Source organism: Psychrobacter sp. 1Y4 (genome assembly GCF_051847555.1).
Genome location: NZ_JBPYDE010000005.1, coordinates 218,144 through 233,952 on the forward strand (window position 1 = coordinate 218,144; position 15,809 = coordinate 233,952).

The 15,809-nt window shown below is 43.6% G+C and carries 12 protein-coding genes, 1 tRNA gene and 1 pseudogene; 5 read left to right on the plus strand and 9 right to left on the minus strand.

Annotation, left to right across the window (positions count from 1 at the left end):
• Nucleotides 1-158: 158 nt before the first annotated feature.
• Together ACS8FC_RS06225 and ACS8FC_RS06230 are read right to left on the minus strand one after the other, a co-directional pair.
• Entirely contained in the window at nt 159-962 is an 804-nt protein-coding gene (locus ACS8FC_RS06225) for a methyltransferase domain-containing protein (RefSeq protein WP_439296189.1), read from the minus strand.
• Nucleotides 963-1,122: 160 nt separating this feature from the next.
• Complete coding sequence (locus ACS8FC_RS06230; protein WP_439296190.1) at nt 1,123-2,355, minus strand: 8-amino-7-oxononanoate synthase; 1,233 nt, start codon at nt 2,353-2,355, stop codon at nt 1,123-1,125.
• Between the two features lie 290 nt (nt 2,356-2,645).
• Between ACS8FC_RS06230 and ACS8FC_RS06235 the strand changes: the two genes are divergently transcribed.
• The 3 genes and pseudogenes from ACS8FC_RS06235 (at nt 2,646) to ACS8FC_RS06245 (ending at nt 5,043) form a co-directional block, all read left to right on the plus strand.
• Nucleotides 2,646-3,185 (plus strand): porin family protein, encoded by a 540-nt coding sequence (locus tag ACS8FC_RS06235; RefSeq protein ID WP_439296191.1) that lies wholly within the window; start codon nt 2,646-2,648, stop codon nt 3,183-3,185.
• Between the two features lie 200 nt (nt 3,186-3,385).
• Nucleotides 3,386-3,841, plus strand: a pseudogene (locus tag ACS8FC_RS06240) (NfeD family protein); the annotation flags it as partial.
• A 341-nt stretch (nt 3,842-4,182) separates the two neighbouring features.
• On the plus strand, nt 4,183-5,043 hold the full coding sequence (locus tag ACS8FC_RS06245) for an SPFH domain-containing protein (protein ID WP_439296217.1): 861 nt from the start codon (nt 4,183-4,185) through the stop codon (nt 5,041-5,043).
• 86 nt (nt 5,044-5,129) lie between these two features.
• Here ACS8FC_RS06245 and hemN read toward each other — a convergent pair whose 3' ends face one another.
• Complete coding sequence (hemN, locus tag ACS8FC_RS06250) at nt 5,130-6,593, minus strand: oxygen-independent coproporphyrinogen III oxidase (protein ID WP_439296218.1); 1,464 nt, start codon at nt 6,591-6,593, stop codon at nt 5,130-5,132.
• Nucleotides 6,594-6,980: 387 nt separating this feature from the next.
• Nucleotides 6,981-9,425 (minus strand): penicillin acylase family protein, encoded by a 2,445-nt coding sequence (locus ACS8FC_RS06255; RefSeq protein WP_439296192.1) that lies wholly within the window; start codon nt 9,423-9,425, stop codon nt 6,981-6,983.
• 264 nt (nt 9,426-9,689) lie between these two features.
• Here ACS8FC_RS06255 and ACS8FC_RS06260 point away from each other — a divergent pair, with 264 nt between their 5' ends.
• Nucleotides 9,690-11,276 carry a YifB family Mg chelatase-like AAA ATPase gene (locus ACS8FC_RS06260; RefSeq protein WP_439296193.1) on the plus strand — a complete coding sequence of 529 codons (1,587 nt, stop codon included), beginning with the start codon at nt 9,690-9,692 and terminating at the stop codon, nt 11,274-11,276.
• 12 nt (nt 11,277-11,288) lie between these two features.
• On the opposite strand, the gene ACS8FC_RS06265 is transcribed toward ACS8FC_RS06260, so the two are convergent.
• The 3 genes from ACS8FC_RS06265 to ACS8FC_RS06275 form a co-directional block, all read right to left on the minus strand.
• The gene (locus ACS8FC_RS06265) at nt 11,289-12,998 is read right to left on the minus strand and encodes a formate--tetrahydrofolate ligase (protein ID WP_439296194.1); all 1,710 of its coding nucleotides are present in this window, start codon (nt 12,996-12,998) and stop codon (nt 11,289-11,291) included.
• A gap of 84 nt (nt 12,999-13,082) precedes the next feature.
• Nucleotides 13,083-13,760 carry a phosphoglycolate phosphatase gene (locus tag ACS8FC_RS06270; RefSeq protein WP_439296195.1) on the minus strand — a complete coding sequence of 226 codons (678 nt, stop codon included), beginning with the start codon at nt 13,758-13,760 and terminating at the stop codon, nt 13,083-13,085.
• A gap of 143 nt (nt 13,761-13,903) precedes the next feature.
• Nucleotides 13,904-14,404 (minus strand): DUF4385 domain-containing protein, encoded by a 501-nt coding sequence (locus ACS8FC_RS06275; RefSeq protein ID WP_439296196.1) that lies wholly within the window; start codon nt 14,402-14,404, stop codon nt 13,904-13,906.
• 194 nt (nt 14,405-14,598) lie between these two features.
• Here ACS8FC_RS06275 and ACS8FC_RS06280 point away from each other — a divergent pair, with 194 nt between their 5' ends.
• Nucleotides 14,599-14,973 (plus strand): hypothetical protein, encoded by a 375-nt coding sequence (locus ACS8FC_RS06280; protein WP_439263418.1) that lies wholly within the window; start codon nt 14,599-14,601, stop codon nt 14,971-14,973.
• Between the two features lie 74 nt (nt 14,974-15,047).
• Here ACS8FC_RS06280 and ACS8FC_RS06285 read toward each other — a convergent pair.
• Both ACS8FC_RS06285 and ACS8FC_RS06290 read right to left on the minus strand, forming a co-directional pair.
• Nucleotides 15,048-15,123, minus strand: a tRNA-Phe gene (locus tag ACS8FC_RS06285).
• Between the two features lie 125 nt (nt 15,124-15,248).
• Complete coding sequence (locus ACS8FC_RS06290; RefSeq protein WP_439296197.1) at nt 15,249-15,671, minus strand: hypothetical protein; 423 nt, start codon at nt 15,669-15,671, stop codon at nt 15,249-15,251.
• Nucleotides 15,672-15,809 lie beyond the last annotated feature (138 nt).

Below are 15,809 nucleotides of genomic sequence, written 5' to 3' on the forward strand. Positions count from 1 at the left end.
TACTCAATGTAGTACTTATGCTCGTTATCTTTGCTATTCAAGTTTTTGAAAATGGTAGAATCGATACAAATTGATAAATCGTTAAATGAAAAAACGCATCCTTCGGGGTGCGTTTTTTTATGACCATGATTTTAGTGTTACTACTGTATATTATAAGGTTATGGTCTAAAAGCGCTCACTATCAGTACTTCATAAGTCAAGCTGACACAAGGCTGGCCCTCTTCATTTGTTGCCGAAAAATGCTGCCAATAGTCTCGCTCAAATTGTTGCAAACGCGCTTTTGTCCACTTAAAAGGTTGAGCGTTGACTGATTGCGTTTGGTTGGTCGACACTCCTGTCAGTTTCATGTGTTTTAATACTGCATAAGGGGTTGTAAACAGTAGATCAAAACGCTGAGTTGATAGTACGACTCTCTCAAAGCCAGCATGAGTTAATGCTAGCTGCCACTTGCTCGTTTCTGGATAGTGAAGCCCTTGGTTGGTGAGCGTCTTGATTTGCAAAAAGTTATTGGCGGTAAAAGTGCTAAATAGTAGCTGGCCACCAGCTTTTAATCGAGGTGCCGATTGCATGACAAAGCTCAGTGGATTATCAAACCATTGCACCGCATTGGCACTCACTATCAAGCTATGATCTCCTTTAAAGTCTAAGGTTTCGGCATCGCCAATGACTATCTGAGCATCAGGAAGGATGGATTGCAAGGTAGCTGTCTGCTCAGTACATAACTCGTTGATCAGCCAATGCTTGCTTTGAATGTGGGCAGCTAGTAGGCGTGTCATTTGACCAGTACCTGCGCCAATTTCTAATACACTGTCTTGTTTATCATAAGCAATATTAGCCAATAAAGATTGACATGCTTGCTGCTGAATATGGGCGTGCTGGTCATAGTCACTCGCACTAGCAAAATGGCGTGCGATGGTTTGTTTTCTGCTGCTAAAACGAGAAGGCGTGGCAAGTATTTCCATATGGCTTAGTACATCCAATTAAGTCGATTATTATTTTATATATCGTTAATATCATAAAAGACAGATATGGTTTGAGCATACTTTTACTCAATTTTCTTCTTACTAAGTTATCTTGAACCAACTAGAGTAAAATATCTGCCAAACCTCAGTATCTCCTAAATCATAATTGTTGTATCAACTGCTCACAATCCTCGGTTGTCAGTTTGGCATTCATAACCAGACGAATACGAGCGGTGTTGGCAGGAACCGTAGGCGGTCTGATAGGCAGCGCATAAAATCCTGCTGTTTGTAGCTGCTGTGCTTTGGCAATCGTGCGCGCATTGTCCCCTAATATGTAAGGCACAATAGGTGACTCATAGGTTACATTTTGACGGATAGGCGCTGTTTGCTGTGACTGATTGATGGCTTTGCTAATTTTTGTAGATAACTGTGCCAAGTGGCTGCGTTGGTCATTAAGTGTTGGCATTTTTGCTAAAATAAAGCGTGTCCATGCATGGTTGATTGGGGGTAGGGCGGTGCTAAATATTAGAGGACGCATATGGTTGATCAGCCATTGTTTGACAATATCATCACACATAATATAAGCCCCAACTGAGGCAAAGGCTTTGCCAAAGGTACCAACCAAGTAATCAATGTCCGCCAACGTCTGTGTCTCTTCTGCTAGCCCTAAGCCCGTCTCACCTAACACACCGATAGCGTGCGCCTCATCGACATATAGCTCAATGCGCGCATCTTTAGCCTTTAATTGTACCAACTGAGGCAAATCCGCACGGTCACCATCCATACTAAAAACGCTTTCAGTAACGATAATAATGCGCTCAACGGTAGGTCCTGCTTGTTCAATGAATTTGGCCAAATGTTCATAATCGTTATGACGGTAGCGGCGATAGCTGACAAGTTTGTTTTGACTTAAACGTAGACCGTCAATGATGCTCGCGTGTACCAGTTTGTCTGCCAACACAAGCGTGTTGACGGGTAGAGTGGTCAATGCTGGCAAGATCCCAATATTGGCATGATAACCACTGTTCAATACCAATACAGACTTTGGAGTGGGCATATCTTGGCGACACACGGCAGTGTGATACCATTCTTGCATTTCAGACTCTAACGCTTGTAACTGGGTATCATTTCCCGTGAGTAACCGTGATGAAGTCGCACTCATCTTAGGCAGTTGTACTGCTGACAGCGCTTCTAATTGACTAAAAAATTCAGCTTGCAACTCACCATCACTGCCCAACCCAAGATAGTCATTACTGGCAATATTAAGCAGAGTATGACCATTATGCACAACGTAGCGTCCCCGATGCTCTAGGTTTGGCAAATGTCGATATTGCTGTTGAGACTTCAAATGCGTTAGTGTGTCACGCAATTGCTCTATGATAGAACTTGTCATATACGGTTGTTCCTTTGCTCTGCCTCTGATTTTCCGGCTTTTTATTTAAGTAATGAGTAAGAATTATTGCACAAAAACGTTAGTTGTAACAAAAAATTTCATATAACAGGATTTGTAACCCATTTGATGACAAACACTTTCAAATCTTAACTCTCGTACCGTTAAACACTGACAGAGTGTAAGAAATAGTTTGTTACTATATCTTCATCGTTAGCAAACAAGGCGATATGGCTATAACAGCCAACACTAATAACTAACTTGTTTGTCAATTTTGTTCGAAGGAGATAATAATGAAAACCTTACAAAAAACATTACTTGCACTAGCAGCTGGTTCTTTATTAAGCGTAAGTGCACAAGCTGCCGTGTCGTATGGCAATGGCTATACTGGCCAACCGTATGTCGGTGTGAAAGTTGGTCAATTTGATCTAGATGTTAATGGTGCTGATGATCCTACCGCGTATGGTGTCTACGGTGGTTACAACTTTGATCCTAATTTCGGTATTGAAGCTGAGTATGTAGGTTCAGACGATGCTGATTATAGAAATGGTGACATTGATGCTAAAACCTATGGCGCCTATGGTACTTACCGCTATGCTTTCCCAAATACTGCCTTATATGCTAAAGGTAAAGTAGGTATTGCTAAAACAGAAGTAGAAGGCGATTATACAACTGCAGGAGTACGTCGTTCTTTCTCAGATGATGACACCAGTCTTGCAGGTGGCGTAGGTCTAGGCTATGCAATCAACCAAGATTTTAACGTTGAAGCTGAATATGCCGTCACTGGTAGTGATGCTGACCTTATGACAGTAGGCGCACATTTAAAATTCTAATGCATGCTTAAGTTACTACTATAAAAATAAAAAACGATCACTTTATGTGGTCGTTTTTTTTGGCTATAACTTTTATTATAAAATTATGTTTGGTACATTATCTATAATCATAACTAATGGTATCATATTGATTTTTAAGAGATTATTTATCATCAAAGTGTGCTACATTAAAAGTTAGAACTGCAAAGGAGGATACGCTGATGATTGAGACTATTTGGATGATTGAACCTTGGCACTGGCTGGTATTGGGTTTTTTATTAATGATTGCTGAGATATTTATTCCTACCTTTGCAAGTCTTTGGTTTGGGGCTGCTGCCGTTATTGTTGCCGCTCTATCATGGCTGCTACCTGTTCCTTTGATATTGCAGGTCATTATCTGGTTAGCGTTGTCAGTATTATTTATGTTTGCTTGGGTTAAGTATATAAAACCATTATCGATAGATCGTACCAAAGCTGGATTGGGTGGCGGGGTAATCATCGGTGAAACTGGTATGATTATAGTTAAACCGCAAGCAGGCAAGTTGGGTGTGGTACGATTTAATGTACCAATTGTGGGTGCAGATGAATGGTCGTGCCGAGTCAATGATGAAACGGTTGAAGTGGGTGATCGAGTTGTGGTAACAGATATAAGCGGTAATGAGCTGATTGTCGCACCAACTAGGCGCATAGAAGCTCAAGCGGTCAATCGTCCCAATATCGCTCCCACTGTTGAGAGTCATTCTGTTGCAGCTAAAGCAAAGGTTGGTAGACTAAACCTCAATAAACCTGGTCTTGATAGAGATCGATTGAAAAAAAAGTTTATGGATAAATAATTTATCGGACGGTTTGATTATTCACATTTAATTAGTAGCATAGAATATTACCTCCTTTTTATCATAGTCATTATTTGTCATACCATACGATACACCGGAGTTGTAAATATTAAATAAATAGGACGTTGCTGCTCCATTTATAGCAATGGTTCAAGGAGAGTGTTATGAATAACATCATAAATAGTATGAATGGTCTGAGTATCGTGATGGTTGTATTGATTGCCCTAGTCATTTTTACCGTTTTTAAAAGCGTGTGTATCGTACCGCAAGGGTACAAATGGGTGGTGCAGCGTTTGGGTAAATACCAGCAAACGCTAGAGCCTGGCTTTAGTCTCATTATTCCCTTCGTGGACAGAATTGCTTATAAGGTCACGACCAAAGACATTGTGCTCGATATTCCCTCGCAAGAAGTCATTACTCGCGATAATGTGGTGATAATCGCTAATGCGGTGGCCTATATCAATATCATGCGCCCAGACAAGGCGGTCTACGGTATCGAAGATTATGAGCATGGTATCCGTAATTTGGTACAGACTTCCTTGCGTTCGATCATTGGTGAGATGGATTTAGATAATGCATTATCTAGTCGCGATGAGATCAAAGCACTACTCAAGCAAGCCATCTCAGAAGACATTGCCGATTGGGGTATTACTCTTAAGACGGTTGAGATTCAGGACATCAATCCATCGCAAACCATGCAAGCATCGATGGAAGAACAAGCAGCAGCAGAACGTCTACGCCGTGCCACAGTGACCCGTGCTGATGGTCAAAAGCAAGCAGCCATCTTAGAAGCCGATGGCCGTCTAGAAGCGTCACGCCGTGATGCAGAGGCGCAAGTGGTACTTGCTAAAGGTTCAGAGGAGTCCATTCGTCTTATTACCGCTGCAATGGGTGACGAAGAGATGCCTATTGTCTACTTACTTGGCGAGCAGTATATCAAGTCGATTCGTCAATTGGCTGAATCTGACAACTCAAAAATGGTGGTATTGCCAGCAGATATCTTAAGTACAGTTAAGGGTATGGTTGGTGATAAGTTAAAAGTTTAACTGCACAAAGACTTTCACAATGTCATAAAAAAGACCTCACTTGAGGTCTTTTTTATAACTGATAATTGGCCCTATGTTTCATGAGCCTAGATGACTTTTGAAAAGCGATCTTTATGTTTTGTCTCAAGATATTCATCAAATACCATGGCCACGTTACGCCCTAATAGGCGACCTTTTGGTAATACACGAATGCCAGCGGCGTCCATATCAACAAGCCTATCTTTTTGCATCTCACCCAATTGTTGAATTTCCTCAATAAAGTAAGTAATAGCATCAATACCAAATTTTTGATTGACGTCTTTAAAGTCAATATAATCGTGACAGAGTAGGTTCATGATGACATATTCACGCAAGCGATCCTTAATAGAGGTTTTGATAACTTTTACCGCTGGCATAACAGCAGGGTTGTTTTGCGCCGCATCAATATTGGCTTGATAGGCTTGTAGATCGGTATCGTTTTGTAGGATGTAGCGGGTATTGGCATTGGCAATTTGACTGATAGATGAAACGCCAAAGCCTAGCAAGTCACAGTCGCCCATGATGGTATACCCTTGAAAATTACGATGCAGCTTGCCTTCGCGCTGTGCGACAGCCAACTCGTCATCAGGCTTGGCAAAGTGGTCGATACCGATATATTGATAGCCCGCCTCGGTCAGTGTATTGATGGTATTGCCAAGCATAGTGAGCTTAGCCGCTGGATCTGGCAGGTCTTCATCTTTAATTTGACGCTGAGCTTTAAAGCGCTCTGGCAGGTGCGCATAGTTAAATACTGACAGACGATCTGGTGACATCTCGATGATACGGCGTACCGTTGTGTCCAAGGTAGCAGGCGTTTGATGCGGCAGACCATAAATTAGATCAATATTAATAGAGTGAAAACCCAATTCACGCGCTTCAGTGAGCACATTTTCAATCAACTCTGCTGAATGCACACGATTGACCGCGATTTGTACGGTCTCGTCTAAATCTTGTACGCCTAAGCTGACACGGTTAAAACCAAGGTTACGCAATACTTTTAAGGTCTTACCATTCAACTCACGTGGGTCAATCTCGATAGAGTAGTCGCCTTCATCTTCAGGTAAAAACTCAAACTGCGTCTGCAAAAACTCCCATAGTTGTACCATTTCTTCATCACGCAAAAACGTCGGCGTACCACCGCCTAAATGTAACTGTTTAACGAGTGGCTTGCTACTATCTTCTGGCGCAGATAATAAGCGACTTTTATGTTTAATCTCTTTGATGAGGTATTGTAGATAATCACCTGAGTCGCTATTTTTTTTGGTGATAATTTTATTACAGGCGCAGTAGTAGCAAAGGTGACGACAAAATGGAATGTGAAAATATAGGGATAATGGAGCACGAGCTTCACGGTTTTGCAAAATTTTTGTTTCAAGACCCTCTGGCATCGGTGAGAACTCTAAAGCGGTCGGGTAGGAGGTATAGCGTGGCCCTGAGCGATTGTATTTATTGATCATCGCTTCATCGAATGCTGGTAGCTGTTTGCTGGTAATGCTGCCGCGCGTACTGGCGTACGGATTATCTGGCTGCATGACATGGCGTACTGTAGTCGGCTGCTCGTTAGCATGATTATAAGGCTGCTGGATGTTTTGTTTTGAATGATCCGTCATGCGACACTCCTCGTTTTGACTATAGTATGGTTAACTGTTGTAGAGTTAACCGCTAACGATGCAAATATCGATTAGTAATTTATTTTAGTAGCGCGTTTTGTACCCATTTTATCCAAAACGACGATAGATAAGAGGGTTGTTTATCGCGTTATTTACAGATAAGTGAACAGTCGCTAGTATAACAAATCCTTACTCGCAGTGGGGAGCTTAATGGATTTTTTAGTATGTTAAATATTGCTTATTTTTTTCAATAAAAAAACCCTAGAATTCATCTAAGGTCTTTTTTATTCGGTTAAATTTGGGTGATATTTATTCTCTTAATTGAATCGCATTACCAACGGCCTGATTGTTGATCTCAGTTTTGCTAAAAGGCATGCGTATCCAGTCCTTAGCAGAGTAACGACGCGTTTGATCACGATGATAAGGTCGCGTCGTATCTGAAGCTTGTGAATAACCTAATAGCGCCTCTACAACGGGACCTTTACTATCAAAGGTTACCGCTTGCATATAAGTGGGGCCGTGGGTGATTGGGCCATATGTGCCATCATCGTTTTGACTTGAGCTTGCGACATTGAAGATACCTTCGCCTCCGAAGCCACCATGCATTGAGATTTTCTCACCGTTTGTGCCTTCATCAATGACGAACTGTAAATCGGCAAGCGTGGCATCAAGTGCAATATTTTTACTATTGTAATAGTTGATAGCGTCGCCTAGAGCAGTACGCGTTTTGTCGTTGATGATTAAGTCACGAGGGGTATTGATAGGATCATTTTTATCAAATGGAGTTTTAAATCCTGCATAACTACTAAACTCAAAGTTGGTCCAGAATTTTCTGAAAACATGAGCGCCTTGGCTATCAAGGTTATTACGACGATCCCAGTTACTCAAGATAGTACAAGCTTGAGTAGCGTCGATGGTACCACCACCAGTTAGAGGCAAGGTCGGAGCAGCTTGACAATCGTCTAAAACATCATCCAGTACCAATTCAGCACCATAACTGCGATTGCCGTAGACAACTTCTTGCATATTATCAAGATTGAAAGTAGTGCCGCCTAGACCATCTGTATTATCCAATCGATCGAATATTTGAGTAAAGGCCATACGAGTACGTGGAGACAATGGCGAGGCATCTTCAGAGAGAGGTAATAACTCACGTCTCAATAACGGTGAAAATCCTGTTAGGGGCTTATCTGCATTACTCAGCCAATAAGAATCGTTTGAGTTAAGCACATAGTCATCACGAATTAAGAACGGTAAATTTGAGCCGCCAAAGATACCTGCTTGCGGTGAATCTGCATCATTACCCCATTCACAAGCGGCAGTACTACCATTGAGCGCAGGTAAGTTTGATGCTATTAAAGCGCCAAGAGCGGGACCAGCATTAGCACTACAGGTTGCTAGTTTTTCTGCGGTCACATTAGGCACGGTTGAGATATCTGCATACAGTGCTTTACCGTAACGGTCGGTTGCGATGGTATTGACAAACCCTAGGCCTAGAATGTTTTGCATTCTATCTTTTAAATCCTCAACGCTAGTTGCCATATTCATACTACGCCACTGATTGAGCGCGCGGGGATTTTCAGAAGCTGCATCGCGAATAGTATAGGCTACATTGCTTGCGTCCCCCCAACCAGGCAGTTGACCGTTTAGCGCTTTGGCATTCAACATAGGTCCATAGTGAGACACATATAACGATTCAACGCGTTCCCTGCCATCTGGCAACTTAACGGTTACCTCAACTTCTTCGATATCACGCTGCTCAAGCATACCGTCGCTATTTAGATAGTTATACTTCATCGGGTCACCGTTTACCAAGCTTAGCTGATAAAGGGTAAAGCGTTTGGCGGTAGAAACCGTGTGACTCCATGCCACATCCTTGTTAAAACCGATATTGATAAAGGGCTGACCTTGTTGGGCTGCCCCCATCACATCCAGCTTACCTGGCATAGTCAGATGAAACTCATAGAAGCGCTGAACACCGCTCCATGGTTCATGCGGGTTACCATAAAGAATACCCTTGTCGGTACCAGTCACATCGCTACCAAACGCATACGCATTACTACCGCCATTTAAGACGTTGATCGTTGTCATATCGAATTCAGGTGCGGATTCGGCTACTGGGTTTGTCGCAGCGCTGCTCATTCTTGAGCTGCCCATCACTACATTTTGCGCTGGCGGTGCAGCTGCTGCGATAGCGCCGACAAAATTAGAGAGTCCACCGCGCAGGTTGGCTTTGCCATAAACTGTCAATAAATCATCGGTAGTGATTTCTCGGACCCATTCAGCATTGGCACAAGCGGGGTCGATATTGGCAGCTCCTGTATCGCGTAAGTACCTACTATATCCTGCCGCATAACCTGTCACCGCATCGATAGTTTCAGGATCTTGAGCCGCTAGGAATTCAGCACGTCGCTCAGGAGAGTTGTACCACGTATAAAATACATCGTTAGCTAAGTTACCTTGATCACCTAGGTACCGCATACTCTCACCGCTAGCGACCACCAGTTCACGTGCCAGGGAGCAGAGGTTGTCCTCGGCGAAAGCATAGCCCACACCGTAGCCTAGACTTTTATAATCATTGGCAGTGATATGAGGTATACCGAACTCGGTACGTTGAATGTCTACGGAGTAAGTTGGTTGAGAAATCGTAAAGTCGTCATTGTCGTCGCCAAAACACCCAGACAGCCCAAAAGAAACTGCGACTGTGAGTAGCGCGAGCCTAGGCACACGCTGATTAAGCATATCAATGCTCATAAGCTTATCCATCCATGGTTAGTTGGTGTGTATAAAGCCGTTAAAAACAATAATTATCGAGCTTTATATGATCAATAAAATCCTTTTATTGCCAATGCTCTTTAGTACTGATGGTCACCTTGTACCAATCAGCCAACGCTAAATATAAGAGCATTTACTCATCATATAACAACATCGGTCATCTACACCAGCGATAAAACACGACATTTGCGCGTTGGTTAATAATACTTTATGATTAATGGCTCTCTATATTAGGAAACGCCGATGTCGTTTGCTCAAGTTTATACCCGTTCGGTCGTGGGCCTACATGCTCCCAAAGTCATCATTGAAGTACATTTGTCCCAAGGCCTGCCAGCATTGACCATCGTAGGTTTGCCAGAAGCTGCTGTACGCGAGAGTAAAGATAGAGTGCGCTCAGCCATTCTTAATTCAGGATTTCAATTTCCCAATCGCCGTTTGACCATTAACTTAGCCCCAGCAGACCTGCCCAAAGAAGGTGCTAGGCTAGATTTACCGATCGCTATCGGTATTTTGGCAGCCAGTGATCAGATTGATCCAGAGTCTCTGTCAGAGTTTGAGTTCATCGGCGAGCTTGCGCTCAATGGGGAGCTTCGGCAGGTGACAGGCAGCTTAGCAGTAGCACGCGCGATCAAAGCGGAAGCGTTGGCCTTAAAATCGTCAAAAGCATCTAAACCGTCAAAAAACAATGAGCTGCCACTGACTGAGCAATGGCAAGAACCACAAACCGCAGAGTTAATCGTACCGATGGACAATGGTGCTGAAGCTAGCCGTGTCGATGGTGTCACGATATTGGCCGCCCAAAACTTAAAAGCTGTCTGTGATCATCTACAATCACTAACAGACTCCAGTGCTACAGATAGGCGTTTAGAGGTGGTCCAGTCTAAACCTACACAGCAACACCTTGGCTATTCGGTAGACTTGGCGGATGTCAAAGGTCAGCATCATGCTAGGCGCGCGCTAGAGATTGCCGCAGCGGGTGGTCACTCGCTGTTATTTACAGGACCACCTGGCTCAGGCAAGACATTGATGGCATCACGGCTACCGACTATCATGCCGGATTTAAGTGATGAAGATGCGCTAGAAGTGGCGAGCACCTATTCAGTTGCAGACAGCGACTACGATTATGGCACACGGCCATTTAGACAAGTGCATCACACTATATCAGCGGTGGCGTTGGTCGGCGGAGGCTCACGTCCCAAGCCTGGTGAGATTACGCTTGCTAATAAAGGCGTGTTATTCCTTGATGAATTACCAGAATTCGATCGTACCGTGTTAGAAGTATTGCGCCAGCCGTTAGAAGCCAAGCAAATCACGATTAGCCGTGCCAACTCGCAAATGACCTTTCCGGCAAATTTTCAATTGGTGGCGGCGATGAACCCTTGTCCATGCGGCTACGATGGTGACGGAACAGGGCGCTGTCGTTGTCGTCCTGAACAGATCAAGCGCTATCAAGACAAACTATCAGGTCCGCTACTAGACAGGATAGATCTACATATTACCGTACCAGCGTTACCGATTGCAGACTTGCAAAACGCTCAGGCTGGCGAAGCATCCGAACAAGTACGCACGCGAGTAGCCGCTGCGCATAAGCAGCAATTACAGCGGCAACAGAAAGTAAATAATGAGCTAAGCCCTAGTGAGATTGATAAATACATTCAGCTAGGAGAGGGCGAACAGCAGCTATTACAGATGGCACAGCAACGTCTAAATTTATCTGCTCGTGGCTATCATCGGGTATTGCGAGTCGCGCGTACCATTGCCGATCTTGCCGATAGTATTGATATTACCAGTGCTCACGTATCTGAGGCACTAAGCTATCGTGGTAAGTGATTTGTTATTAAGTTAAAACAGCCCAATAATATTACCAGCATCATCCAAATCAATATATTTAGCTGAAGGGGTTTTAGGCAGGCCGGGCATTTTCATAATAGGTCCACAGATCACCAAGATGAAGCCTGCGCCAGATAAGATACTGATATCGCGTACATGAACTTTAAAACCAGTAGGCCGACCAAGTAGCTTGGCATTATCACTAAGTGAATACTGAGTTTTGGCGATACAAATCGGCAGCTTATCGAGATTAAGGGCTTCTAGGCGGCGTATTTTAGCCTCAGCCAGACTGCTGATATCAATATCATCTGCCCCATAAATTCGCTGTGCTATCGTACAAATTTTCTTTGCAATACTATGGTCATTGTCATAAGCCAAACGAAATTGGCTGGGTTTATGACGGTTGTCATGGAGCAAACTTAGCAAAGTTTTTGCTAAATCTTCACCACCAGCGCCGCCTTTCTCCCATACTTGTGTTAGCGCAACTTCCACGCCTCTTACTAGGCAAGCTTGTCGCACCAATTCAATCTCAGCGTCGGTATCACTGGCAAACTGGTTAATGGCGACAACTACAGGCAGCCCATAGACTTCCTGCATATTTTCGATATGCTTCATAAGATTGGGCAGACCACGCTCAAGTGCGATTAAGTTTTGATCAGTGAGCGTGTCTTTAGTTACGCCACCATTATATTTTAATGCGCGAATGGTGGCGACGATAACGACTGCATCTGGCGTCAGCCCTGACAAACGACACTTAATATCAAAAAACTTTTGCGCCCCAAGGTCAGCGCCAAAGCCTGCTTCGGTGAGTGTATAGTCTGCTAAATGCATGGCAACTTGGGTTGCGATAACGGAGCTACAACCGTGGGCGATATTGGCAAATGGCCCACCGTGGACGATGGCAGGTGTGCCCTCAATCGTTTGTACAAGGTTGGGTTTTATAGCTTCTTTTAGGAGTACTGCCATGGCCCCATGAGCGTTAAGGTCTTTGGCGTAGATTGGCTGTTTTTCTTTATTGGAAGCTATTAGGATATTGCCTAGGCGCTGTTTTAAATCGTTCAAGTCTGTCGCTAAGCAAAAGATAGCCATCACTTCAGAAGCAACGGTGATATCAAAACCATCCTCACGCATCACGCCATCAGTAGTTTTGCCAATGCCGCTGATAATATTGCGTAATTGACGATCATTCATATCGACTGCCCGACGCCAGAATACTTGTTTGGGATCGATATTGAGCGCATTACCTTGATAGATATGATTGTCTAATAGCGCCGCCAGCAGGTTATTTGCCGCCCCAATCGCATGAAAGTCACCGGTAAAATGCAGGTTGATATCTTCCATGGGCAGTACTTGCGCGTAACCGCCACCAGCTGCGCCGCCTTTAATCCCAAATACTGGACCGATGGATGGCTCACGTATGGCAACCGCCGTTCTCTCACCGCTGTTTTGTTGCTCATGTATGCGGTTTAAAGCATCAGCTAAGCCGATAGTGACCGTAGTTTTACCTTCGCCGGCGGGTGTTGGATTAATCGCAGTGACTAGTATCAACTTGCTCTGCTTGGCCTTAGCTGGCATGGCAAACACATCGGCTGGATTTATTTTTGCTTTATAATGTCCGTACGGTTCGATATGAGTGGCTGATAAACCAAGTTTTTGTGCAATGTCATTGATAGACTGTAAGGTAACATTTTGGGCGATGGCAATATCGCTAGGTACGGTCATATCAAAGGTCTCGTTGCAGAATGCAAGTGCGTAGGGTAAAGGGTTATTTGCTTAGTGTTTTAAATGTTGTAAACACACTAAAGCTTAATTCTTCAAAAGGTATTCAACCAAGGTAGCAAAGTCATCAAATGCTCGAGTAGGATTTAGCTCCCGAATGTCTTGCCCGTAGTTATAACCATAAGACAGCCCAAGGGTGTCCATATTGGCATTTTGTCCGGCTAATATATCGTTTCTTGAATCACCAATCATGACTGCTTGATCTGGGGTGACATTTAACGTGTCGCAGACATAGAGTAGCGGCGCGGGGTCTGGTTTTTTAACGGGCAGGCTATCACCGCCTAAGACTTCTACAAACACATCCTGCCAGCCAAAGGATTGTAAGATTTTGGGGACGAAACGAATGGGCTTATTGGTTACTAATGCCAACGTATAGCCTGCAGCTTTGAGTTTTTTTAGTCCGTTATCTACATCTGGGTAGGCAACGGTTTTGCTACCGCTAATATTGCTGTAAGCGGCAAAGAATACTTCCTCTGCATGATCGGCTTCCTCGACCGTCAATTCACCTTCTAACACTTCTATCTTCCCTACCAACGCGCGTTCAACCAACATTCTTGAGCCATTGCCGACCCAATTGCGTATGGTGTCGAGAGAGTAGGTCTCTTTGCCAAGCGTGGTTAGCATAGCGTTGGTTGCATCGGCCAAATCTGGCACACTATCAATCAAGGTGCCATCAAAATCAAAAATTAGCAGTTGCTTATCCATTATTCCTCGCTACTAGAAGTATTGCATTCGTTTTTTAAGTTATTAGATTTAAATTTTAGGTTTTCGTTCTGTCTTACCATAGCACAGCAAACTATTAAAACTAACTGTTACTGGGGTTTTTAATAGCTGACTTTTAACATATGCTATTCAACCTCTTTATAGCGCGCGCGGTGTTCCTTTTTCATCTTTAGATAGGTTTCGTTTTCGCGGCATTCATCCCATTTTTGTTTAAAAATACGGGCAGATTCTGCTTTGATAGGATCTTCCTCTTGCCGTGGTAGCTCTTCGCGCCCATGGGCCCCGCTTTGGCCTTTTTTATCATCAGGTACTGGTCCCTTATACTTTTTGCCGCCTTTATGATTGGCGTAGCGACGCGCGCGGGTATAGCCCATTTGAATAAATTTGCGCGCCATATCTGCACCGACAAAGTCATCATCCGCCAGATAATCTAAAAACATCTGATAAATAGTCTCGCTACTTTCTGTCGCAATATCAGGCGTGGCAAAGCGCCAGTGCGGTAGGATTTCAGACTTGTAAGGTTCTACCAGTAATACGCCTTGTTCACCGCGACCGACGCGATACAGCTCAGGCTGTGCACGCAAGTCTAAGTTTTTATAATCCAAATCATAATCAAACTCTCTCATAGTCTTTCCTTATTCATAGTCATTTTTTTAGTATTCAGCTGTCAAATTTATCATTATCAATACTATCGAGTATACTGAGCACAGCGGTCTAAAAAACAGCACAAAAATGTTATGCAACCGTGACAGTAAGCGTTTAGCATAAGAAGCGTCATTAGTAGAATCAATCATTGGGCAGGTCTGAGTAGGTAGATGTCATGACAGTTAGTAAAAATATCGTAAATAAAAGCAGTCTAGCTAGCTCGACTTTTACGATGTCATTAAAACGTGCATTCATACTATTAGCGCTGCTGCTTATAAGTGTGCTAAGCACTAATACTGCTCATAGTGCGTGGTTTGAGCGTTTGATACCGCAAGGAGAAAGTTATACAGTACGCGAGACAGATCGTGATTTGGCGTTTGTGATTGATGGTTTTATCTATGATGCGCGTACGTCTTGTTTTTTAGCAGTGGGCGATCGGGTGATATTTTTTGAAGGGCGGCATGGTATTGATTACCGCGCGACGATTTATGATTTGGACTCGCGTGAGCGCTGTCAGCTGCTCTTACGCGGCCGGTTGTATCAAGAATAGATCGAACCAAAAATTAAACATAAAAAAAGCCCCAAACATTGCTGTTCGGGGCTTTTTAGAATTCGTCAAACGAATGGTGGCTCGAGGCAGGATCGAACTGCCGACACACGGATTTTCAATCCGTTGCTCTACCTACTGAGCTATCGAGCCGTCTCGTTGAGGTCGCTATTAAACTAAATATACGCGTTGCTGTCAAGCTATTTTTGCATAATTATGAGAAAAGCTTAAAAATAGGTGGGTATAAGCAGTCAAAATAAAGACAATGTTACTTTTGCTCACTCTTTAACACGCAGTAGCTCATACTCGCTCATAATACGATGAATGTCTGTATCAACAGGGACAAACTCACGAACACCTTTTTTAACCTCAGCATCATAGACCAATTTAATAAACTTAGCATCAATGGCGCGGCCTTTATTTTGCGGGTGTACGGTCAAATACTGCAAGCGCTTGGCATTGGTTTGCCCGTCATCGAAGCAGGCTACCGCAGCGATGGGTTTATCATTAAACATACCGACGTATAAATATTGCCCACGTTTAAAACCTTGCGTAACGATATTTAATACTTCTATGCCACTAGGCTGCGTATCATCGCTATCATATAAGGCATGCAAGCGCTCAGATAACTCATTTTCACGCGCAGGTTTTTTGATGAGTGGGGCATCCAAGCTATTGATGGCAATCGCTTCTAAAGGCATAGTTGGTTCCTAGTAAATTGATATAGCATGGCGTTGTAAAGTCGGCGCAGGTAATGATTGATAAAACTGAATTCACTATTTTAGCAGAATGACATGATTTTGTACGCGGTTTAACGCTTGGTCATGGCGGTAAATGGT